General features: G+C 68.5%; 21 protein-coding genes. 7 read left to right on the top strand and 14 right to left on the bottom strand.

The window, feature by feature from the left end; genetic code table 11:
* Position 1 precedes the first annotated feature (1 nt).
* From AC07YS_RS07745 to AC07YS_RS07725, 5 genes are read left to right on the top strand one after another with little or no spacing between them, the layout of a single operon-like run.
* Positions 2–2134 (top strand): acetate--CoA ligase family protein, encoded by a 2133-nt coding sequence (locus tag AC07YS_RS07745; protein WP_495268454.1) that lies wholly within the window; start codon positions 2–4, stop codon positions 2132–2134.
* On the top strand, positions 2131–2889 hold the full coding sequence (locus AC07YS_RS07740) for an SDR family NAD(P)-dependent oxidoreductase (RefSeq protein WP_495268453.1): 759 nt from the start codon (positions 2131–2133) through the stop codon (positions 2887–2889). Before AC07YS_RS07745 ends, AC07YS_RS07740 begins: the two co-directional genes overlap by 4 nt.
* A complete protein-coding gene (locus AC07YS_RS07735; protein WP_062473411.1) occupies positions 2886–3266 on the top strand; it encodes a VOC family protein in 381 nt (126 codons plus the stop codon). The genes AC07YS_RS07740 and AC07YS_RS07735 overlap by 4 nt, the downstream gene beginning before the upstream one ends.
* The gene (locus AC07YS_RS07730; protein ID WP_495268452.1) at positions 3263–3808 is read left to right on the top strand and encodes a nuclear transport factor 2 family protein; all 546 of its coding nucleotides are present in this window, start codon (positions 3263–3265) and stop codon (positions 3806–3808) included. The genes AC07YS_RS07735 and AC07YS_RS07730 overlap by 4 nt, the downstream gene beginning before the upstream one ends.
* Positions 3808–5037 (top strand): SDR family NAD(P)-dependent oxidoreductase, encoded by a 1230-nt coding sequence (locus AC07YS_RS07725; protein ID WP_495268451.1) that lies wholly within the window; start codon positions 3808–3810, stop codon positions 5035–5037. The genes AC07YS_RS07730 and AC07YS_RS07725 overlap by 1 nt, the downstream gene beginning before the upstream one ends.
* 128 nt (positions 5038–5165) lie before the next feature.
* Here AC07YS_RS07725 and AC07YS_RS07720 read toward each other — a convergent pair whose 3' ends face one another.
* From AC07YS_RS07720 to AC07YS_RS07700, 5 genes are all read right to left on the bottom strand, one after another.
* Positions 5166–6632 (bottom strand): amidohydrolase family protein, encoded by a 1467-nt coding sequence (locus tag AC07YS_RS07720; protein ID WP_495268450.1) that lies wholly within the window; start codon positions 6630–6632, stop codon positions 5166–5168.
* Between the two features lie 52 nt (positions 6633–6684).
* Entirely contained in the window at positions 6685–7443 is a 759-nt protein-coding gene (locus tag AC07YS_RS07715) for a sulfite exporter TauE/SafE family protein (RefSeq protein WP_495268471.1), read from the bottom strand.
* Positions 7444–7445: 2 nt separating this feature from the next.
* A complete protein-coding gene (locus tag AC07YS_RS07710; protein ID WP_495268449.1) occupies positions 7446–8696 on the bottom strand; it encodes an MFS transporter in 1251 nt (416 codons plus the stop codon).
* An 83-nt stretch (positions 8697–8779) separates the two neighbouring features.
* Positions 8780–9658 carry a polysaccharide deacetylase family protein gene (locus AC07YS_RS07705; RefSeq protein WP_495268448.1) on the bottom strand — a complete coding sequence of 293 codons (879 nt, stop codon included), beginning with the start codon at positions 9656–9658 and terminating at the stop codon, positions 8780–8782.
* Positions 9659–9683: 25 nt separating this feature from the next.
* Positions 9684–10403 carry a fumarylacetoacetate hydrolase family protein gene (locus AC07YS_RS07700; RefSeq protein ID WP_495268447.1) on the bottom strand — a complete coding sequence of 240 codons (720 nt, stop codon included), beginning with the start codon at positions 10401–10403 and terminating at the stop codon, positions 9684–9686.
* Between the two features lie 122 nt (positions 10404–10525).
* On the opposite strand from AC07YS_RS07700, the gene AC07YS_RS07695 reads away from it, so the two are divergent.
* Entirely contained in the window at positions 10526–11503 is a 978-nt protein-coding gene (locus tag AC07YS_RS07695) for an AraC family transcriptional regulator (protein ID WP_307693362.1), read from the top strand.
* A gap of 182 nt (positions 11504–11685) precedes the next feature.
* Here the strand turns inward: AC07YS_RS07695 and AC07YS_RS07690 are convergent, their stop codons facing one another.
* The 7 genes from AC07YS_RS07690 to AC07YS_RS07660 all read right to left on the bottom strand — a co-directional run bounded on the left by AC07YS_RS07690 (position 11686) and on the right by AC07YS_RS07660 (position 18890).
* A complete protein-coding gene (locus tag AC07YS_RS07690) occupies positions 11686–12846 on the bottom strand; it encodes an acyl-CoA dehydrogenase family protein (RefSeq protein WP_495268446.1) in 1161 nt (386 codons plus the stop codon).
* Between the two features lie 133 nt (positions 12847–12979).
* The gene (locus AC07YS_RS07685; RefSeq protein ID WP_495268445.1) at positions 12980–14347 is read right to left on the bottom strand and encodes an MmgE/PrpD family protein; all 1368 of its coding nucleotides are present in this window, start codon (positions 14345–14347) and stop codon (positions 12980–12982) included.
* Complete coding sequence (locus AC07YS_RS07680; protein WP_495268444.1) at positions 14344–15279, bottom strand: polysaccharide deacetylase family protein; 936 nt, start codon at positions 15277–15279, stop codon at positions 14344–14346. The genes AC07YS_RS07685 and AC07YS_RS07680 overlap by 4 nt, the downstream gene beginning before the upstream one ends.
* A gap of 30 nt (positions 15280–15309) precedes the next feature.
* Complete coding sequence (locus tag AC07YS_RS07675; protein ID WP_495268443.1) at positions 15310–16098, bottom strand: enoyl-CoA hydratase; 789 nt, start codon at positions 16096–16098, stop codon at positions 15310–15312.
* Positions 16095–17291, bottom strand: a complete 1197-nt coding sequence (locus tag AC07YS_RS07670) for a CaiB/BaiF CoA transferase family protein (protein WP_495268442.1) — start codon at positions 17289–17291, stop codon at positions 16095–16097. The genes AC07YS_RS07675 and AC07YS_RS07670 overlap by 4 nt, the downstream gene beginning before the upstream one ends.
* A 17-nt stretch (positions 17292–17308) precedes the next feature.
* Positions 17309–18703, bottom strand: coding sequence for an amidase (locus AC07YS_RS07665; protein WP_495268441.1), 1395 nt, complete (start codon positions 18701–18703; stop codon positions 17309–17311).
* Complete coding sequence (locus tag AC07YS_RS07660; protein WP_070061249.1) at positions 18696–18890, bottom strand: hypothetical protein; 195 nt, start codon at positions 18888–18890, stop codon at positions 18696–18698. Before AC07YS_RS07660 ends, AC07YS_RS07665 begins: the two co-directional genes overlap by 8 nt.
* A 126-nt stretch (positions 18891–19016) precedes the next feature.
* Here AC07YS_RS07660 and AC07YS_RS07655 point away from each other — a divergent pair, with 126 nt between their 5' ends.
* Positions 19017–19676, top strand: a complete 660-nt coding sequence (locus AC07YS_RS07655) for a GntR family transcriptional regulator (RefSeq protein ID WP_062469590.1) — start codon at positions 19017–19019, stop codon at positions 19674–19676.
* Here AC07YS_RS07655 and AC07YS_RS07650 read toward each other — a convergent pair.
* Both AC07YS_RS07650 and AC07YS_RS07645 read right to left on the bottom strand, forming a co-directional pair.
* Entirely contained in the window at positions 19642–20562 is a 921-nt protein-coding gene (locus AC07YS_RS07650) for a LysR family transcriptional regulator (RefSeq protein ID WP_492696679.1), read from the bottom strand. The two genes, AC07YS_RS07655 and AC07YS_RS07650, sit on opposite strands and share 35 nt — an antisense overlap.
* A 49-nt stretch (positions 20563–20611) precedes the next feature.
* Positions 20612–21550, bottom strand: coding sequence for a cyclase family protein (locus AC07YS_RS07645; protein WP_223301353.1), 939 nt, complete (start codon positions 21548–21550; stop codon positions 20612–20614).
* Positions 21551–21764: the final 214 nt, after the last annotated feature.

Below are 21764 nucleotides of genomic sequence, written 5' to 3'. Positions count from 1 at the left end.
GATGTCGGTCGTGGAAGTGGGGCGCGGCATGGACGCGCTGTTCAAGCCGCGCTCGATCGCCATCTTCGGCGCGTCGGACGACGTCACCAAGATCGGCGGCCGGCCCCTGCAGTTTTTGCAGAAGTACGGCTACGCGGGCGGCATCTATCCGATCAACCGCAAGGCGGGTCTCGTGCAGTCGCTGCCGGCCTATGCCAGTCTGGACGACGTTCCCGCAGTGCCCGAGCTGGCCGTGGTCGCCGTGCCGCCGGCGGGCGTGCTCGATGCGGTGAAGGACTGCGCCCGGCGCGGTGTGAAAGCCGCGGTCATCCTGTCGGCCGGTTTTTCCGAAATGGGCGAGGAGGGCAGCCGCCTGCAGGCGCAGATCGGCGATGTCGCCCGCGCCACCGGCCTGCGCGTGGTCGGCCCCAACTGCCTGGGCGCGATCGGTGTGCCCGACAAGAGCATCGCCACCTTCTCGGTGGCGCTGGAGTCGTCCTTTCCCGTGGCCGGTTCGGTGGGCATCGCCTCGCAAAGCGGCAACCTGGGCAGCTTCACCCTGCGCCTGGCCGGCGAGCGCGGCCTGGGCGTCAGCCGCATGCTGACGACGGGCAACGAATGCGACGTGGACATCGCCGATGCCATCGCCTCGCTGGCGGCCGACCCCGGCACGCGCGTGATCCTGTGTTGCATGGAAACCTGCCGCGACGGCGCCAAGCTGACGCAGGCCATGGCCATGGCCCGGGAGGCGGGCAAGCCGCTGGTGGTGTTGAAGGTGGGCGTCTCGGAGGCCGGCAGCGAGGCAGCGGCCTCGCACACCGGCGCGCTGGCCTGTTCCGACGCCGTGTTCGATGCCGTGCTGCGCAACGGCGGCGCCATCCGCGTGCCCAGCATCGAGCAGTTGCTCGAAGTCGGCCATGCGCTGTCTGTCGTCGGTCCGGCGCATGTGCCTGGCGGCCATCGCGTGGCCGTGCTCACGGCCTCCGGCGGGTTCGGCGTGCTGCTGGCCGATGCGGCCAGCGCACAAGGCCTGGCGCTGCCCAAGCTCGCCGCGCAGACGCAGGAACGCATCCTGTCGGTCGTGCCCTTCGCCGCGCCCTCCAATCCGGTGGACATGACCGCACAGGTGTCGAGCCGGCCCGAAGTCCTGGCCCGGATGCTCGATGCCGTGGCGCGCGACGCCAGTTGCGATGCGCTGATCCTGCAGTCGGCCAATGCCTTCCATGTGCCCCGGCTGCGCGATGTGTTTCTTGCCGCGCTGGAACAGGTGCGCAAGGACCATCCTTCGCGCCTGATCCTCCTGTGTGCCCGCGCGCCGCAGGACGTGCGGGCCACGCTCAACGCGATGGGTTTCCCCGTGGTCGAAGGCATCGATGCGGCCTGCGCGACGGTGGCGGCACTGCTGCGCTTCGGTGCGCGCGACGCTGCACGGGTGGCGGTGCCGGCCATCGAGCGCGCGCCGTTGGCCGCACAAGCCTTCGCCACCGAAGCGAGCGCCAAGGCCGTGCTGGCCGAAGCCGGCCTGCCCGTGCCGCGGGAGGCGATTGCCGCCAACCGCGACGAGGCGCTCGCCGCGGCGCGCGCGATGGGCTTTCCCCTGGTGCTCAAGATCGTCTCGCCCGACATCGCCCACAAGACCGAGGTCGGCGGCGTGTTCGTCGGCGTGCGGTCCGAAGCGCAACTGCTCGAGGAGTACGACCAGCTGCTTGCGCGCGTGGCGCAGAAGGCGCCCGCGGCGCGCATCGCCGGCGTGCTTGTCGCGCAGATGGTGCAAGGCGGCGTCGAGCTGATCCTGGGTACGAAGAAGGACCCGATGTTCGGCCCGATGGTGATGGTCGGACTGGGCGGCATCTTTGCCGAGATCTTCAAGGACGTGGCGTTGCAGCCGGCGCCCGTGGACGAGGCGCAGGCCACCGCCATGCTGCAGTCGCTCAAGGCCTTCCCGCTGCTCGACGGCGCGCGCGGCCGGCCCAAGGCCGATGTGCCGGCGGCGGCGAAGGCCATCGTGGCGCTGTCGCGATTCGCCGTGCGCCATGCCGACAGCGTGTCCGAGATCGACATCAACCCCTTGATGGTGCTGGACCAGGGGCGCGGCGCGCATGCGCTGGACGCCCTGCTGGTGCCCGAGCCACCCCTCACGAAAGCCCACCCATGACCATGTCTCTTTCCGGCCGAGCGGCCTTCATCAGCGGTGCCGGCCACGGCATCGGTCGCGCCACCGCCCGCGCCATGGCCCGCCTGGGCGCCACGGTCGGCATCAACGACCTCAAGCCCGAGTTCGTGGAAGAGGCCGTGGCCGAGATCCGCGCGTTGGGAGGCCAGGCCATCGGGCTGCCCTGCGATGTGTCGACGCGCGAAGGAATGCGCGAGGCCGTGGCGCAGTTCGTGCGCGATGCAGGGCGGCTGGACATCATGGTCAACAACGCCGCCTGGGTGCGCTACCAGCCGCTCGCCGAGATCACGCCGGAGGTCATGGACCGCATGGTGGAGATCGGCTTCAAGTCGGTGATCTGGGGCATCCAGGCCGCGGCGGAAGTCATGGACCCGCAGCGCGGTGGCTCGATCGTCAACGTGGCGTCCATCGCGGCCTTCAAGTCGCCGATGCGATCGGTGGTCTACAGCGGCATCAAGGCCGGCGTGCTGGGCATCACCCGCGCATCGGCGGCCGACCTGGGCGCGCGCAACATCCGCGTGAACGCGGTCGCGCCCGGTGCCGTGCCCACCGAGGGCACGGCCAAGCATCGCAACGCCGAACTCGATGCCCGGCGCATCGGGCGCACACCGCTGGGCCGCCTGGGCACGGTGGAGGACATCGCCGACGCCATCTGCTTCCTGGCCGGCGACGGCTCGCGCTTCTTCAATGCGGATGTGCTGCGCCTGGACGGCGGCGCTTCGGAGACCTCGCTGTGAGCGGCGCCGTTGCATCGCCCAAGCGCGTGCAGAACGTGTTCGTCGTGGCGAAGGAGCCGGCCCGCCTGCATGCCTTCTACGAAGGTGCGCTCGGCCTGCCGATGAAGTTTCGCGATGGCGACCGCTGGATCCAGTACGGCGTGGGCAACACCAACGTGGCCCTGGCCTGCCTTGAAGAAGCGGCGCCCGCCACCAGCGGGCTGGTGATGGTGCTGGAGGTGGACGACTTCGAGGGCGCGCAGGAACGCATCGTTGCCGCCGGCGGGCAGGTCTTGGGCCTGCGCGACATGGGCGACCACGGGGCCGTGCTGTCGCTGCGCGATCCCGAGGGCAACCTGGTGCAGCTCTTTCGGCGCGCCGCGCCCACTGCTGCATGAGTACACCCGAGCCGATGCCGGCGGCCTTGCAGTCGCTGCTGGACCGCGAGGCGATCCGCGACTGCCTGCTGCGCTATTGCCGCGGCATCGACCGCAGCGACGAGGCCGCCTTGCGTTCAGCTTACTGGGAGGACGCCACGGACTGCCACGGCGCGTGGAACGGCAGCGCCGCCGGCTTCATCGCGCAGGCGCTGCCCAGGCTGCGGCAGGGTGGACGCCGCGTCCACCAGATCACCAACGTGCTGATCGAACTGCATGGCGAGGTGGCTGCGGTGGAAAGCAGCTTCTTCGCACTGCAGGCTACGGCCACGCGGCCCGATCGCGAGACCTTTCTTTGCGGTCGCTATGTGGACCGTTTCGAACGTCGCGGCGGCGAGTGGCGCGTGGCCGCGCGAACCGTGGTCTACGACTGGATCGAGGAGCGCACGCGGCCCGAGTTGGCGCAGGAAGACGCCGCCCTGTTCGGCGCGCGCCAGCCGGTCGGCAGGGCAGCGCCGCACGACGCCGTGTACGCGCTGTTGCGCGACGTACGCGGCACCTGATGCCCACCGTTCTGCTCACCGGCGCCGCTGCAGGCATCGGCCGCGCCACGGCGTTGGCCCTGGCGCGCGCAGGATGGCGCTGCGTTCTGGTCGACGCCGATGCGCAGGCGCTGCAGCGCCTCGAAGCCGCCTGGCCGGCCGACGCCGCGCCATCGATGAGCCTCGTGGCCGACCTGACGGATGCGGCGCGGATCGAGCGCCTGGGGCACGAGATTCCGCCGCTCGATGCATTGATCAACAACGCGGGCCTGTCGGCCGGTGGCGCCGCGGCCACGTCGGGCCACGACGACGGCTCGGCGGATCGCCTTCTTGCGCTCAACCTGGCCGGGCCGGCGCGCATGGTGCAGGCCTGTGCGCCGCACCTGCGGCCCGGGGCGCGCATCGTCAACGTGGCGTCTGGTGCAGGCCTGCGCGCCATTCCGTGGCGCGGTCTCTACAGCCCCAGCAAGGCGGGGCTGATCGCGCAGAGCCGCGCGTTGGCGCAAGCCCGGCCCGACTGGACGGTGACCACGCTGGCACCTGGCTTCGTGCGCACCGAACTCGTGCAGCGCCTGATCGATGGCGGTCGGCTGAATCCGGCGCAGGCGGTGTCGAAGATCCCCATGGGCCGGATGGCCGAGCCCGAGGACATGGCGCACGCGTTGTGCTTCCTGGCCAGTTCCGGCGCGCGCGTGCTCACCGGACAACTGCTGGTGCTCGACGGCGGCTCGTCCGTGTGCGGAGGCAGCCAGCCGCTGCCGGCCGGCGCGCATCTGCTGCTTCCGTTCGATGCGCCCTTGCGCCCGCATCTCGAGTCCGTGCGCGAGCCGGCCTGGCATGCGGCACTGGGCGTGTGGGTGCGCGCGCATGCAGGCCACCTCGACCGCGCGGGCTGTCCGGCGGTCATCGACGCGCGCGCGCTGGCGGCGCCGCCCGGCACGCGGCTCGATGCCGTGCTCGATGCGGCTCGCTGCTTTCGTTCGAGCCACGCCGCGCTGGCCAGCCTCACGCTGCTGCTGCCGGCGCCCGAAGCGGGGCTCGATTGGCTACTGGCCGGCGACGCCGATGCGGCCCGGATGCTGGTGGCCACGCTGGCCGCCGAATGGGGCGCGCACGGGTTGCGCATCAACGCGCTGGAGCTGCCGCACGGCCTGGTGCCGCAGGCCTGCCTGCCGCTGCTCGACTACGTGGCCGGCCCGCGCGCGCAGTTTCTGACCGGGCAGGTGCTGAGGCTCGGCACCGGGCATTGAGTTCCTGCGGCGGGCGCGTCGCCGTCTGCTGCAGCCGTTCGTGACTCGGTGGCTCGGCTTTCCCGGTGTCGGCCCGCCAACCGCTCGACCGCCGGCGTGTACGCCGCGTGCGAATGGCCGCAGGAGCTTCAGGCCTTCAGGGCTTCGCTCGCCGCGGCGCGAATCCGGTCCGCCGATTGCCGCGCGCGCCGCATGATGCCGCGCGTGTCGTAGGCCAGCAACCTGCCGTTGCGCTTCACGATCCGCCCGTCGACCATCACGGTGTCGACGTTGGCGGCGCTGCCGCTTTGCACGATGGCGGTCTCGACGTTGCCGACCGGGCCCATGTTCAGGTCCTGCGTGCGCACCAGGATGATGTCGGCGCGCTTGCCTTCGGTGATCGAGCCGGTGACGTCGCCCAGCCCCATGGCGATGGCGCCGTTGAGGGTCGCCATCTCGATCGCCTCGGGCACGCCGATCGCCTTCGATTGCGCGCTGGGCGTGCCGGCCCACGGCACGCCCAGGTTCCAGGTGAAGCGCATCGCCTCGAACATGTCGGGCGGCGCGATGGAGGTCGCGTCGCTCGACAACGAAATGGTCAGGCCCGCGTTGCGCATCGCGAAGAGCGCGGCGCGCGCATCGCCGGTGCTGCTGAGCCGCAGCTCGGAGTGCGTGGCAAAGGACAGCGGCGTTTTCGTGCGTGCCATGGCCGCCAGGTCGGCCGTGCTGGCGGGCACGTAGTGCGCGAGCATGAAATCCGGGCCCAGGTAGCCGCGACGTTCGTAGTCGACCGCATCGACGTTGTTCGGGGCCTCCTGCGGCGCGTGAATCGCGACGGGCAATCCGCTGGCCTTGGCGGCCTTCATCTCTTCGTGGAACACGGCGTCGGTGCTCTGCTGCGGGCCGCGCAGGTTCAGCCCCAGGTGCACCAGCCCGTCGAAGGGCGAGCGCTCGCCGAACCACTCGCGCCGCACGCGTGCCAGGTCGTCGTAGCGGTTGAGCTCGTCGGCGGGCATCTTGTCGACGTGGCCGTAGGCGTAGCGGGCGCGCAGCAGCGACTGCTGGTGCGCACGCAGTTCGGCATCGGCATGGGCGGGGGAGCGGGTGTTGTGCGACCAGTTGTGCACGGTGGTCGTGCCGCCGTTCGCCAGCTCGGCGCAGCCCAGCATCACGCTGTTGTAGAAGTCCTCGGGCGTGTACAGGGTCGAGGTCGCGTTCTTGGCGGGGTAGTACGAGAAGCCGCCGTCGCGCGCGGTGAAGCTGCGCCCGATGGCGCTCCACATGTGATAGTGCGAATTGACGAAGCCCGGCATGACGATCATGTCGGTCGCATCGATGATCTCCGTGCCGGCCGGTGCGCTCAGGCCGCGCCCGATCTTCTCGATCACGCCGTTGCGGACCCATACGTCGGCGCGCGGCAGCACGCCCTTGGCGCGGTCGACCGTGATGACCGCGCCGTTGCGGATCAGGTAATTGCCGCGTCGAAGGCCCGGCGATGCGGGCGCACGCGCTGTGCGGGCCGACACCGACGCCGAGCCGACCAGCGCCGGTGCACCGGTGGCGGCGACCATCAGGGTGCCGACAAAACGGGTGAAGTCTCTCTTGGTTGTTTTCATGGGTCGACCGAATGATTGAAGTGACGGAAAGAAGAAAGAAACGAAAGCCCGCTCAATACGCCTTGAGAAGAAAGGCCGCCGTCATCGCCAGCCCCGTCAGCACGACGAAGCCGCGCACCACCTCGGGCTTCAGCCGCCGTGCCGCCATGCCGCCGGCATAGCCACCGACCGTGGCACCGAGGGCCATCCACAGCGCGTAGGTCCAGACGATCGCGCCGCTGGCCGCGTAGATCGCCACGGCGATCAGCGTCAGGATCGCGGAGACGAAGTTCTTGATGCCATTCATGCGGCCCATGTCCGTGTGCCCCAGCGCGCCGAGCACGGCGAGCAGCAGGATGCCGAGGCCGCCGTTGAAGTAGCCGCCATAGACGGCGACCGCGGCGATGCCCAGGTCGGCGAGCCACCGGCCTCGTGGCTTGTGGTTGTCGGTGGTGGCGAGCCTGCGGCGCACCAGGCCGGGCCCGATCGCGAAGAGCAGCGTCGCGGCCAGCAGCAGCCACGGCACGATGCGGGCAAAGGCATGGTTCGACGTCGACAGCAGCAGCGCCGCACCGGCCGCGCCGCCGAGTACCGACAGCACGCCCAGCCGCAGGAGCGAAGGCGACATCGGGCCCGACAGCTCCTTGCGCAAGGCCCAGGCACCGGCCAGGTAGCCCGGCAGCAACGCGGCGGTTCCGGTGGCGTTGGCCGACACCAGCGGCACGCCGACCATCGCCAGTGCCGGCAGCGTCAGGAAGCTGCCGCCGCCCGCCACGGCATTGAGCGCACCGGCCAGGGCCGCGGCACCGCCGAGCAGTGCCCCGTCGAGCAGCATCACGGCTTGCGTGCCGGCAGCGACATGCGGTCGGTGTGCAGCAGCAGCGTGAGCCCCACACCGACCGCCGCCAGCAGCGTGATCTGCACCAGCCCGGCCGTGCTCCAGCCGAAGCGCGAGGCGATGCCGCCGATGATGAAGCCCGCGACCGCACCCGCGCCGTACAGCGTGGTGACGAACACGCCGGTGGCGCGGCTCGTGAGCGAGGCATGCACCGCCTTGATGTGATACCCCGCCAGGTTCACGTACAGCACGCCGCTCACCACGAAGCCCCACGCGAAGGAGAGCGCCGACTGCACCACCATGTCGGTGGGGCCCGAGAACATCAGGAAGCCCAGCAGGCCGGTGCCCACGAAGCTCGCCGAGAGCACGAGCTTGGGATGGAAGCGGTCGCCGAGCCAGCCGCCGAAGATCGACGCGAACACGCCGAAACCGAAGATGCTCATCACGCGGCCCGTGTCCGTTGGCGTGTAGTGCAGGTGCTCGCGCAGGAAGGTCGGGTACATGCCCAGGTAGCCGTAGATGCAGAGCCCACCGATGACGCTCATGCCAGTCAGCAGGGCCGTGTTGCGGTTCCACAGGGTTGTGGCGCCGCGCTGGTCGGTGCGCCCGCCGGTGGCCGCCACGTTCTCGGTCATGCGCTTGCTCACGGTGAGCGCGATCACCACCATGGCCGCGAAGCCCGCGACGCCGAACACGATGAGCGGCAGGCGCCAATCGCGCTCGACGCCGATCAGGTGGCCGCCGAGCAGCGGCCCCAGGATCGCGCCGATGCCGAAAGAGAAGTTGATGGCGCCCACGGCGGTGGCCCGGTAGCGCGCGAAGTAGCTCGCGGCGATGGCGATCACCACCGTCAGTTGCATCGCTTCGCCGATGCCGGTGACGGCCCGGTAGACGATCATGTCGGCGAAGCCGTACGAGTAGGCCGCCAGCAGCGTACCCAGCGAGAAGATCGCAATGCCGATCTGCAACACCGTTTTGCGCGACAGCCGCGCCAGCAGATAGCCGGTCGGAATGCCGGCCACGGCCATGCCCAGCGTGAAGATGGTGGACAGCAAACCGGTGTCTGCCAGGCTGAAGCCGAACTCCTTGCGCACGTCCGCGGCGATGAGTGGAAAGATCTGTCGGTCCATCGCGTTGAGCGCGTACGAGGCGAGCAGCACCAGGAACATGCCGATCTCCAGCGCGGTGATGGGCGCCTCGCGGCGCGCGCTACCGGCCGGGGAAATGACCGAGGTTGAGGAATGCACGTGTCGTCTCCTTCTCGTCGAGCGAGAAATCTGTTTGTTGTTCGTTCGTTGCACGGGGTCGCCGGCGCTGTGCCGGCGAGGGTTCACGCGGCGGTGCTTGCCGCGCCGTACCAGTCGAGGATCTGCTCGCCGGTCAGGAAGGCCACGTCCTCATGCTGCTGGATGTGCGCCAGCGCTTCGCGGAAGTAGCGCAGGCGGTGCGGCGCGCCCATGATGTAGGGGTGCACCACCAGCGCCATGACGCGGGCCGAGTCTTTCGCGTCTGCGTAGAGCTGTTCGAACTGGTCGATGGCGCGGTCGCGGTACTCGCTGGCCTTGTGGTGCTGGATCAGCATCATTGCTACGTCGTTGCATTCCTGCGTGTAGGGCACGTTCACGATCGTGCCGCCGTCGCGTGTCTTCAGCCGCACCGGCTGATCGTCGAGCACCCAGTCGCACACGTACTCGTAGCCCTGCTCGGCCAGGATGTCGGGCGTGTGCCAGGTCTCGGTGAGCCCCGGGCCGAGCCAGCCGCGCGGGCGCTTGCCGGTGTAGGCGCGAATGGCCTCGGTGGTCTTGGCGATGTCCTCGACCTCATCGGGGACCTTTTGCATGTTGCGCTGCCCGAAGCCGTGGCCGATGAACTCCCACTGGCGTTCCTTCGCCGCCTTGGCGATGGGCTCGTAGGCGCCGATGGCCGAACCGTTGATGGCGAGCGTGGCGTTGATGCCGAGTGCGTCGATCACTTCGAGCATGCGCCAGAAGCCGACGCGGTTGCCGTACTCGTGCCAGGCCCAGTTCGGGATGTCGGGCATCGGTGAACCACCGGCCGGTGGTGTCAGCACGGTGCGGGGCATGGTCTCGTCGATGTTCCATTCCTCGACGTTGACGATCACCCAGACGGCCAGTCGTTTGCCGCCGGGCAACTTCAGTGCGGGGCGATCCGAGATGGACGAGTACGAGATGCGTTCGAGTGGTTTCATGGTGTCTCCGTGTGCTGTTGCGGGCTCAGACGATCTCGACCTGCAGGGGCGCGAGCCCGTCGATGCGGCCGGTGAGCTTGTCGCCGCGCTGCACCGGGCCGACCCCTTCGGGCGTCCCGGTGAAGATCAGGTCGCCGGGCAGCAGGCGGTATTGCTTGGACAGCTCGCTGACGATCTCGTGGACATTCCAGATCATCTTTTCGAGCACCGAGTCTTGCCGCACCGCGCCGTTGACCGAGAGGTGGAGTGTTCCCGAGCGGATGTGCCCGACCTTCGCCACCGGATGGATCGGGCCGCAGGGCGCCGAGTGATCGAAAGACTTGCCCTGTTCCCATGGCAGGCCGCGCTTGTTGCATTCGCGCTGGCGGTCACGCCGGGTCATGTCCAGGCCCGCAGCGTAGCCAAAGACGTGGTCCAGCGCGTGCTCGGGCGACACGTTCGATGCATCGCTGCCGATGGCCACGACGAGTTCGAACTCGAACTGGAAATCGTCCGTCAGCGTGGGGTAGGGCACGCGCCCGTCGGTCACCACCGAGTCGGACGGCTTCTGGAAGAAGAACGGCGGATCGCGCTCGTCGCCTTCCTTCATCTCCCGGATGTGGGCCAGGTAGTTGCGGCCCACGCAGTAGACGCGGCGCACCGGAAAGCGCTGGTCGCTGTCCACGATGTCGATGGAGATGGGCTGGACTTGAAGGGCGTCGGTACGGGTATCGGTCGCGCGCTCGGCCGTCGGGTGGGGGGACATGGGTTTGTCTCTCTGGAAGGTTTGGAAAGGAGTGGCTAGAGTCTAGGAACGAGGCCTTCTCACCTCAACGCGCAGGCTTGCGCAAAGATATGCAATCCTTGCGATCTTGAGATCAGCTCTTCATGCCACCCACGCCTTCCCTCGACGAATTCGTGCCGCCGCCCCGCGCCGGTGCCGCGCGTGCCGCCATCAGCAACTACACGATGGCGGCGCGGGCACAGCGCGCCTATTTCGGTATCCACGACCAGAGCAACTGCCTGCCGAATCCGGTGCCGCACCGGCACGAGTACTTCCAGATCTACGTCAACACGCGGGGCGAGACCACACACTACATCGGCGGCAACCAGCGCGCCATCGGTGCCGGCACGGTGAGCTTCGTGCTGCCCTTCCTGGTTCACTACATCCCGAACGCGGCCGACGGCGTGTTCCATGTGATCAACATCAGCAAGGACTACCTGCTGCCGTCACTGGACCTCGACGTGTTCGAGCTGTCGGAGGTGCCGTTGTCACGCGCGCCCGAGCTCGCGCCGTTCCGGTTCCAGCATTGCCTGGATTTCCGCTTTGATGAAACCGAGACCCACCAGCTCCAAGCGCTGTGCGAACACATGGCGCAGGAAGCGCAGCGGCCGCCGGGCGAAGACACCGCCAGCCACCTGCTGATTCGCAGCCATCTGCTTCACCTGATCGGCATGGTGTGGCGGCGCTACGGCGAGGAGTTTCGCAACTGCGAGGCGCAGGGGATGGCCCTGCAGTCGTACCGGCCGGCGGTGCTGCGCTGCATCCGCTACATCAGCCGCAACCTCGCGCAGGAGCTGACGCTGGGCGATGCGGCGCATGCGAGCCATGTGTCGCCCACGCATCTGGCCCACCTGCTGAAGAGCGAAACGGGCAAGACCTTCCTGGAGCTGGTGACCGAACGCCGGATCGAGCGCGCCAAGACGCTGCTGGTCTTTACCGGCGCCTCTGCGGCGGAGATCGGCGAAAGCACCGGTTTCGGAGAGCCGACGCAGTTCGCGCGCCGTTTCGGGCAGATCGTGGGGGCGACGCCTTCTGCGTACCGGCGGCAATTTCAGCGAGGAGGGAATCGGACGTGGGACTGACGGCGCGATGCTCCCAGTAGCAATCAGGCTCTCGAGCTTGACGTCGGTGGCTGCAAGTCCGACGTGGGCATTCGTTGCATGGCAGTCCTTCGCGTACGGCGGCTCCAGACGGGTTGCTGACACTCAACCTGGCCCGCCTGAGTGTCCGCTTCCACTTGTGCTGCAGCCCCAGCCTGGCTTCTTCAGAACGAGCGCGGCAGACCGAGCAGATGTTCCGCGACATACGCGAGGATCAGGTTGGTCGAGATCGGCGCCACCTGGTAGAGCCGGGTCTCCCGGAATTTGCGTTCGACGTCGTACTCGTTGGCAAAGCCGAAACCGCCATGAAACTGCAGGCACGCATTGGCGGCCTCCCAGCTGGCCTTGGCGGCCAGGTACTTCGCCATGTTCGCTTCCGCGCCGCAAGGCTGTCGGGCGTCGAAAAGCTCGCAGGCACGCCAGCGCATGAGATCGGCGGCTTCCACTTCGATGTGGCTCTCGGCAATCGGGAATTGCACGCCCTGGTTCTGACCGATCGGGCGGCCGAAGACGACACGGTCCTTCACATACCCGGTCACGCGGTCAATGAACCACTTGCCGTCGCCGATGCATTCCGCGGCAATCAGCGTCCGCTCTGCGTTGAGCCCGTCGAGGATGTAGCGGAAGCCCTGGCCTTCCTCGCCGATCAGGTGGTCCGCCGGAATCTCCAGGTTTTCGATGAACAGCTCATTGGTCTCGTGGTTCACCATGTTCGCGATCGGCTGTACGGTCAGGCCGTTGCCGATGGCCTGGTGCAGGTCGACCAGAAAGATCGACATGCCTTCGGATTTCTTCTCCACCTCGGCCAGCGGCGTGGTGCGCGCCAGCAGGATCATCAGGTCGGAGTGCTGCACGCGCGAGATCCACACCTTCTGCCCGTTGACGACATAGGTGTCGCCCTTGCGCACGGCCGTGGTCTTGATCTTCGTGGTGTCGGTGCCGGTGGTGGGCTCGGTCACGCCCATCGACTGAAGCCGCAGCTCGCCGCTGGCGATCCTCGGCAGGTAGCGGCTTTTCTGCGCCTCGCTGCCGTGACGCAGCAGCGTGCCCATGTTGTACATCTGGCCGTGGCAGGCGCCGGAGTTGCCGCCGCAGCGGTTGATCTCCTCCATGATCACCGAGGCTTCCGCGAGTCCGAGGCCGGAGCCGCCGTAGGACTGCGGGATCAGCGCTGCCAGCCAGCCCGCGGCAGTCAGTGCATCGACGAAAGCTTCGGGGTAAGCGCGTTGCTCGTCGATCTTGCGGTGGTATTCGTCGGGAAACTCGGCGCACAGCGCACGCACGGCGTCGCGGATGTCCTGGTAGTTGTCGGAAGAATGGTTCATGGTGGATCTCGATGGCAGGGTGAGTGGGGCATCGGCCGCGCGAGCGCGCGCATCCCTTGCGGCCACGAGGGCGCAATGAACGACCGATGCAGGGAACGGAAAGAAGCGAAAGGGGCCGGGCGGCCCTGGGGTGTCAGGCGGGTGCCGTCATCAGTGGGATGAGTTCGCGCACGTCAGGCAGTTCCTCGAGCCGGCGCAGTGCCGAATCCAGTGTTTCGGCCTGTGACGGCGGCAGCCGCGGCTTGATCGAGGCGCAGCAGGCCATGAACTTGGCCTGCTGATCGGGTGCGGGCAGCGGCCGGCCGGGGCTGCCGAGAAAGTGCGGCACGGCCAGCCGCAGCGTGTCGCCCCGTTTGAGCACCACCTCGACCACTTGCGGACCCAGGGCGTTCGGGTTGGGATTGCCGTCGTCCAGCACCTCGACCCGGCGTGCCAGCTCGAAGGTGCGTGCGTCGTTCAACGCGGGCGGGTCGAAGGCCTCGATGCCCACCCGACCCTTGCGCAGTGCCGTTGCCACCACGTAGCCCATGCTGAGCTTGGCGCTGGCCGAGTCCATGCCAGGCTGCGCCGGCCGCCCCACGAGCCGTGCGATCAGCGCCGAGGCATGCACGCGCACGGTTTCCACGTCGTCCGCACCGAAGCCGTGCGCGGCCATGAGATCGACGACCGCATCGACGCCCGCGTGGGTCGCGCGGCCGGTGGGGTAGGGCTTGTGGCTCATGCGCGCGATCTGGAAGACCTGGCCGACATCGTTCGCCACGTCGGCCCAGCGCGACTGGCCGAAGTCATAGAGCGCGAAGTAGCCGAACGGGCCTTCCAGGATGTCTCGCGGTCCCGGGAAGCCGGCACGCGCCAGTTCGAAGGCGGTGACGGCGGCGCGCGCATTCAGTCCCACCTGCAGGCCGACCGCGGGCGAGCCCTCGGCATGGGCCTGCATGGTGCCGGAGAGGTGGCTGTACATGAGGCCGAGTGCGTTGTGCATCGTGTCGGCGTCCATGCCGGCGAGCTTGCACAGCGCGGCCGTGGCGCCGAGGCCGCCGCACATGGCAGGGCGGAAGAAGCGCATCGGCGCACGCTGCGCCAGCGCGACGTAGATGGCCACGTCGAGTCCCAGGGTCACGGCCGTGATCAACGCCTTGCCCGAGACGCCGCCTTCGCGTTGGGCATAGCCGAGCGCGGCCGGCACGATGCAGGCGAAGACGTGGACCACGGCGACGTCGTGCACCGCGTCGAATTCCTGGTTGAACACCTGGTAGGCGTTGAGCATCACGGCCGACGGGAACGGCAGCTTCTCGCCGCTGCCCCAGACCGTGACAGCGTCGCCGTCGCCCAGGGACTGCGCTGCCTGCTTGAGCGCCGGCATGCGCGGATGGCGCGAGCCGGAGATGCCGACGCCGATGGTGTCGTAGATGAACATCCGCGCCGCATTCACCGCTTCGGGTGGCAGGGAGTCGAAATCGCGCGAGCGGACGTGGGCGATGAGGGTGTCGATGGCGTTCATTGAGGCATCGGGACAAAGGGGACGCCGCCGGACCGGGCGACGAGCGGCGCCGGCGCGGGGATCTGCGCGGCGTACCAGTCATGGAGGGATGAACCCGTCACCACCCGCACCATCGGGTGCGCGAGCAGCAGGTCGAGCATGGCTTCGAAATCGCCGAAGCGGTGGGGCACGCCCATCAGGTGCGGATGCAGCCCGATGGCCAGCACCCGGGGCTGGCCCAGGCGGGCGACTTCGCGCGCAAAGACCTCCAGGGTGCGTTCGAGCCGCAGCTTCATTTCGGGCGAGGAGTGCTTCTCGACCGCATAGATCACCGAATCGTTGACCTCCAGCATGTAGGGCAGGGCCATCAGCGGACGGTGCTCGGTTTGCATCCAGCACGGCAAGTCGTCCAGGCACCAGTCGAACACATGGTCGATGCCGGCGGCGGCGAGGATGTCGGGTGTGTCCGCCGCTTCGCGCAGCCCGGGCGAGAGCCAGCCGCGCGGACGAACGCCGGTGAAGGCGGCGATGCGGTCGAGCGACTTCACGATGGCTTCCGCCTGGGCGTGCCCGTCGAGTTGCGCCAGCGACTGCTGCTGCACCCCGTGGCCGATGAATTCCCAGCCGGCCTCCAGGATGGCCTGCGCGGCGCTCGGGTGCGAATCGATCACGGAGGCGTTGAGGCTGGCGGACGCGCGCAAGCCGCGGCTGCGCAGCGCCTCGATCATACGCGGCAGCCCGCAGCGCAGGCCGTACTCGGCCCAGCTGAAGTTCGGCACGTCGGGCACCGTCTCCTTGCCGTGCGGCGGCGTCAGCAGCGTGCGCGGCATGGGACGGTCGAAAGGCCAGTGCTCCACGTTCACGACGATGTGCGCGAGGATGTGGCCGCCGTTCAGCGGCAGCAACGGCGGGCGCTCGGACGAGAGTTGAAAGGGGACGCGTGGATTGCTCATGACGGCTTCTTTTGAATGGTGGTCATCGGTTCAGCTCCCTTCGAAATGCGGCGCGCGCCGCTCGGCAAATGCAGCCTGGCCCTCGGCGTAGTCCCGGCTGGCGAAGCACTGGCGCACCATCGCGTCGATCGCTTCCCGGGCCTGCGCTGTCGGGGGCTCCAGCGTAGCGAGAATCGCGGCCTTTGCGGCCCGCAAGGCCAGCGGCGCGTTCTGGGCGATCAGTGCCGCGCGTGATGCCACTTCGGCGTCGAAGATCTCGGCGTCGATGCAGTCGTTGACCAGGCCCAGGCGCATCGCCTCGGGGGCGTGGAGGCTGCGCGCCGTGTAGAACAGGTCAAAGGTGGCCGGTGCGCCCAGCAATCTCACCAGCCGCTGCATGCCCTCGAACGCGTAACCCAGGCCGATGCGCGCGGCCGGCATGCGAAAGCGCGCGTTGGATGCGGCGAAGCGAAGGTCGCAGGCGAGGGCGATGCCCATGCCGCCGCCCATGCAGATGCCCTGGATGCGCGCCACTGTCGGCTTGGCGCATTCGGCCAGCACGCGCTGGGCGGTCGCCACCGCGTGGTCGTAGGCTGCCACGGCGTCGGTGCCGCTGCGCTGTTGCGCAAACTCGCTGATGTCGGCGCCCGAGACGAAAGCGGCGTCGCCTTCACCGGTGACGACAATCACGCGCACGGCACGGTCGTCGGCCAGCGCCTGTACGGCTTCGGCGAGTTGCTGCCACATGGCCAGCGTCATCGCGTTGTGTTTGCGCGCATGGCTGATCACCAGGGTTCCGACCCCCGCTGCGGTCTCGGTCCGGATGTGTCCTTCGCTCATACCGCGGCCTTCGCTTGCAGCTGTTCGATGTCGGAGGACGTGTAGCCGATCTCGGTCAGCATCTCGGTGGTGTGCTCGCCCCAGGCCGGGGCGGCATGCGCGATGCGTGCCGGCGTGCGCGCCAGCGTGATCGGCTGCGACACCAGCCGGTAGCGCCGGCCATTGCCCGCTTCCACATCCTGTGCGATGCCCAAATGGTTCACCTGGGCGTCCTCGAAGACCTGCGGAATCGAATAGACAGGGCCCGCGGGCACGCCGGCGCGGTTCAGCAGTTCGACCCAGTGCGCAACCGTCTGGCTCTTGAACACCTCGGCCAGGGCTTCGTTGAGGGCCAGCCGGTGTTCGACACGCAGCTTCTCGGTGGCGAATTCGGGCACCGCTCTCAGCTGCGGAGCCTGCAGGCATTCGCACAACCGCACCCAGTTGCCTTCGCCCGAGGCGCCGAGATTGAACACACCGTCGCTCGCCTGGAAGAGGCCCATCGGGCTGCTCGTCGGGTGGTCGTTGCCTGCCTGGGCGGGCACGTCGCCGTCGTTGAGGTAGCGCGCGGCCTGGAAGTCCATCAGCGCCACCTGCGTGTGCAGCAGCGAGCCGTGCATCCATTGCCCCTGCCCGGAACGCTCGCGCTCGAGCAGCGCGATCAGGATGCCCGCTGCCGCATAGACGCCGGTGCCCGAATCGGCCACCGCGAGGCCGGCGCGCACGGGGCCCTGTGCCGGGAAGCCCGTGACCGACATCAGTCCGCCCATGCCCTGGATGATCTGGTCGAAGCCCGGGCGCCAGGCATAGGGACCGTCCTGGCCGAAGCCCGAGATGCTCGCGAGGATGATCCGGGGATTGACCGCGCGCAGCGCCTCGTAGTCGATGCCCAGTCGCGCCTTGACGTCGGGGCGCCAGTTTTCCACCACCACGTCGGCTGTTTCCACCAGTCGCATGAAGGCCTCGAGCCCTTCCGGCTTCTTGAGGTTCAGCGTCATCGATCGCTTGTTGCGGTTGAGGTTCTGGAAGTCGCCGCCCCAGCGGTCGGCTGCGAACATCGCCTCATTCGGGTCGACACCCGCCGGGGGCTCGATGCGGATCACGTCGGCGCCGAAATCCGCAAGGATGCGCACGCATGTGGGGCCGGCGCGAACGCGGGACAGGTCGAGCACGCGAAAGCGCGCGAGGGCAGGGGAGGCGTTGATCTTGGGCATGGTTTCTCCGTGGGAAGTCAATGAAGCGGGGTGCGGGCGCGATGGGCGGTGCGCGCCGCGGGAACGGAAGGCGCGCCCGTCGGCGCGGCGAACTGGTGCCCGAAGGCCAGCAGCTCGGCCTCGGCGCCCGGCGCACCGATGGCCTGGATGCAAACCGGCCGGCCGCGCGCGTCGGTGCCGATCGGGAACGACAACGAAGGGAGCCCGAGGTAGTTCACGAAGGCGTGGTAGTGGTGAAGCGCGACCAGTTCGCGCGGGTCGAAGCAGTCGGAGGTGGTGGTCACCGCTTGTGCATCGGGCACGCCGCGCGGCAGCGAAGGCAACAGCAGCACGTCGGTTTGCGCAAGGTGCCCGGCGACGAAGGCGTCGCGCCAGCCCGCGCGGGCTTCGCAGGCGTGCCGGTACCAGGCGGCCGGGACGGCCCAGCCCGGCAGGAGGATTGCCTGCGTGATCGGCGCCAGCGAGCCGAGTGCGTGGCGCACGCTGTGCGCATGCGTGGCCGCGGCCTCGACGTGGAGCACGATCTGGGCAAGACACGACAGTTCGTCGAGTCCACGCAAGGACGCACGATGCCATGCCACCGCATGCGAGGTGGCGCGAGATTCGAATGCCCCGAGCCGGCTTGCAACATCGTCGCGCAGGTCGGGCTGGTCCAGTGCCGACGCCACGCGCCAGCGGCGGTGGCGCGACAGGTCTTCCTCGATGCCTTCCAGGCTGAGCAGACGCTGCGCCATCGGCGCTTCGTCGGGCAGCAGCGCCGCGAACACATGGGCCGCATCCGACACCGAGCGCGCCACCACGCCGACGGTGTCCAGCGACGGCGCCAGCTGCGACACGCCACCCGCGTCGATCACGCCGGCGCCGGGCTTGAATCCGACCACGCCGCAGGTGGACGCGGGAATGCGCACCGACCCCGCGGTGTCCGTCCCCAGCGAGGCCCGGCACAAGCCGGCAGCCACCGCCACGGCCGAGCCGCTGGATGACCCGCCAACCGCCGCCGCCGGGTCCAGCGGATTCAGCGGTGCGGGAAAGTGCGGGTTCTCCGCGGTGGCGCCGCAAGCGTACTCCGCCATCACAAGGGCGCCGAGGTAGGTCGCGCCACGCTCGGAGAGGCGTCGCAAGGGGGCGGAGGGAGGGCTGGTCACCGCATCGGTCGCAGCGCCTTCCGGTCGTCCTTGCCCTGCGGCGCGCAGCCCTGTGCCGAACACATCCTTGTGCGCCATCGCGATGCCGGAGAGCGGGGCATCCGCGACCGGCCGGCTGTCTGTAGCGCGCTCGACCACGCAGCGATGGACCGCAGCGCCGCGCTCGAAGGCGTCGCGCTGCAAGGCCAGCGCTTCGTCGGCCGAGCTGGCACCCGTGGCAATCGACCGGCGCAGCGCGGCGATGGAGGGCGTGCCCGCATCACTCATGCGCGTGCTCCACGGGGCGGATGTCGAACGGCGGAGTGGTGCCGGCGGCCAGACGACTCGCCATGGGCGCCAGCCGTGCCAACGTGCGCGCCGCGCGGACCTGAAGTCCGGGTGCGGCATCGATGCCATGCAACTGCAGGCTCAGCGTGACCCATGTCTTCCATGGCTCGAGGGTGGGGTCGGTCAAAGCGGTCTCCTGGCACCGTGCGCTCTCTCTGGAGCAGGTAAAATTAAAAGATGGATGAGGTCTATAAATATATTTATAACTCACAAAAATGTTTTATTCAATCGTTGTTTTACGGGAGCTCGCCCCATGAAAACCGCTGAACGCATCCGCCTTGCGGTCGAGGAGTCCATCCGCGACGGCACGCTCCTGCCCGGAGACACGGTGGACGAACAGGCGCTGATGACGGCCTACGAGGTTTCGCGCACGCCGGTGCGCGAGGCGCTGCTTCAGTTGCAGGCCCAGGGGCTGGTGGAAAGCCTGCCGCGTGGCGGCATGGTCGTCGCGAAGATGGACATGACCCAGCTGCTGGCCATGTGGGAGCTGCTGGCCGAGCTCGAGGGCCTGTGCGTGCGGCTGGCCTGTGAGCGCATGACGCCCGAAGAGCGGCTCGACCTCGCCAAGTCGCACGAGCGCGCCGCCGCCGCGGTCAAGAAAGAAGACGTCAAGGCCTGGCAGGAGCACAACCGGCGCTTCCACGAGGCGCTCTACCAGGGGGCACGCAACCCCTACCTGCGCCAGGAAATCCTGCGGATGCGTTCGCAGACCGGCGCCTACAGGCGCCACGCCTTTGCCGCGTTCGGTCGCCTCAAGTCGTCATGGGAGCAGCATTCCAAGCTGCTCGACGCGATTCAGCGGCGCGATGCCAGGGCGGCGGCCGAACTGATGGTCGAGCACATGAGCCCCGGCCAGGGCTCGACCAACTTCGCGTCGTTCATGGCGGCGCTGCCGAAGGAACTGATGGGGTGAGCGGCGGCAACTGCTGCTTCAGGAAGGTGACCAGCGCGTGCACCTTCAGCATCAGGTGGTCGCGCGTCGGGTAGACCGCAAAGAGGCGCCGAGGCGGCGCCACGTAGGCGTCGAGCGCGGTCTGCAACGAGCCATCGGCCAGTGCATCCTTCACCATCACCGACGGCACCAGGCCCAGCCCGACGCCCCGGCGCATCGCGTCGATCAGCAGCAGGCTGTTGTCGGCGCGGAACGTGCCGCTCACCCGCACACGCGCGCGCCCGTCCGGTCCGTCGAACACCCATTCGTCGCGGTCGTCGCCCAGCAGGTACTGCAAGCAGTTGTGGCCCGACAGGTCGGCGGGTGTCGCGGGCCGGCCGTGGCGCTCCCAATAGGCGGGTGCGGCGCACACCACGCGGGCCAGGTCCATCAGCGGCATGGCCACCAGGCTCGAGTCTTCCAGCCGTGCCTGGCCGCGCAGCGCGACGTCGATGCCTTCGCGCACCAGATCGACCGGCCTGTCGTTCAGCCGCATCTCGAGCTCGATGCCCGGGTGTTGCGCCTGGAACGCATGCAGATGCACGTGCAGATGCGACAGCGTGAGCGACACCGGCGCCGCCACCACCAGCCGCCCGGTCAACCCGCGGCTCACCGAGCGGACATCGGTCAGCGTGCGCTCGGTGTCTGCCAGCGTCCGCTGGCAGAAGCTGTAGAAGCGTTCACCGGCTTCGGTGAGCTGCATGCTGCGCGTGGTTCGCGCGAGCAGGCGGCAATCGGTCCAGGCTTCCAGCGACTGGATGGCCTTCGTGACGACCGAGTTCGAGAGGTTCAGCGCGCGGGCGCCAGCGGCCAGGCTGCCCTGCTCGACGACGCGGCAAAAGTACTGCATGGCAGCGTAGCGATCCATGGCGCCGAGCGTACCAGCCGACGAGGCCAACGCAGCACGCGCGAGCGTCTCAGCGCCGCAGCGGGATGGCGATGGGGCGCATCGGTGCGGCGTCGCCGCCACGCAGCTTGAGCGACGCACCGATGAACGCGAACTCGTAGACGCGGTCCTTGGCGAGCGCTTCCAGGTTGACCAGCTCGATGATCGGCGCGCCCTGCTGTGCGAGCAGGTAGGTGTGCACCGGCACGTAGTTGTCGTCGGCATCGGGCGGGAAAGTCTCGAAGCTCAGGTTGTCGGCACCCACGACCATCGCGCCACCCGACTCCACGAGAAAGCGCGCGGCATCCACGCTCATGCCCGGCGGCGAATCCATGTAGGCGTCGGCCTTGTCGTAGAGCTTCATGCGGCCGGTGCGGATCAGGACCACGTCGCCTGTCTCCAGCTTCACGCGCTGCTTGTCGAGCGTCTCCTGCAGATCGGCCCGGGTGACGCGGTAGCCGGGCGCCAGCATCTCGACGCCCTTGGCGGCGGCAACGTCGATCAGGACGCCGCGGGCCACGATCGGCGGGATGGTCTCGGCGCCGGTCTTCTTCCAGCCGCGGTCGCCCAGGTGTTCGCGCGCCTCGAAGCCGTTCCAGATCTTGCCGTCGAGGCCGAAATGGTTGAGCGCGTCGATGTGCGTGCCCATGTGGGTGTACATCGAGATGGCCGCGCCGGTGTAGCTCACGTGCTTGTTCTGCGTGTGGCCGACGCCCATCGGGTCGTCGACCACGGTGCCGTGCGGCGTGTGCGTCATCCAGATCTGGTAGCGCGGATCGCCGATGCCGTGCCAGCTCGGCATGCCGACGAAGTACTCGACCGACAGGTCGTACACACGCGCACCGTCCGCGCGGGAAAGCACCTGGGCCTTGGTGCTCGCGGTCATGAGGTTGAGTCGGCCGAGTTCGTCGTTCGGGCCCCACGGGCTCTTGCCCACGACGGGGGCTGCGAAGGCGAGGGTGACGCTCATTGCACCCCATAGAGACGCTGCGGCGCCGATCTTGCGTATCCATTGCGACATTGAAAACTGCTCCATTTCGTTCGGTTGCTTGGTTGGCTTGGCACGCACTGCGCGGTGCCAGGTGCTGACCTTAGGAGGAACGAAGTCGCGCGGAAACCGCGCCGGCGGCAAAGGACCTTTCTCGATTCGCGAACGATGAAACCGGTGAAGAAAGATCCCACGG

The sequence above is a fragment of the Variovorax sp. GW458-11-26-14-LB1 genome (assembly GCF_059423965.1).
This window is presented reverse-complemented; position numbering and strand designations above follow the sequence as displayed.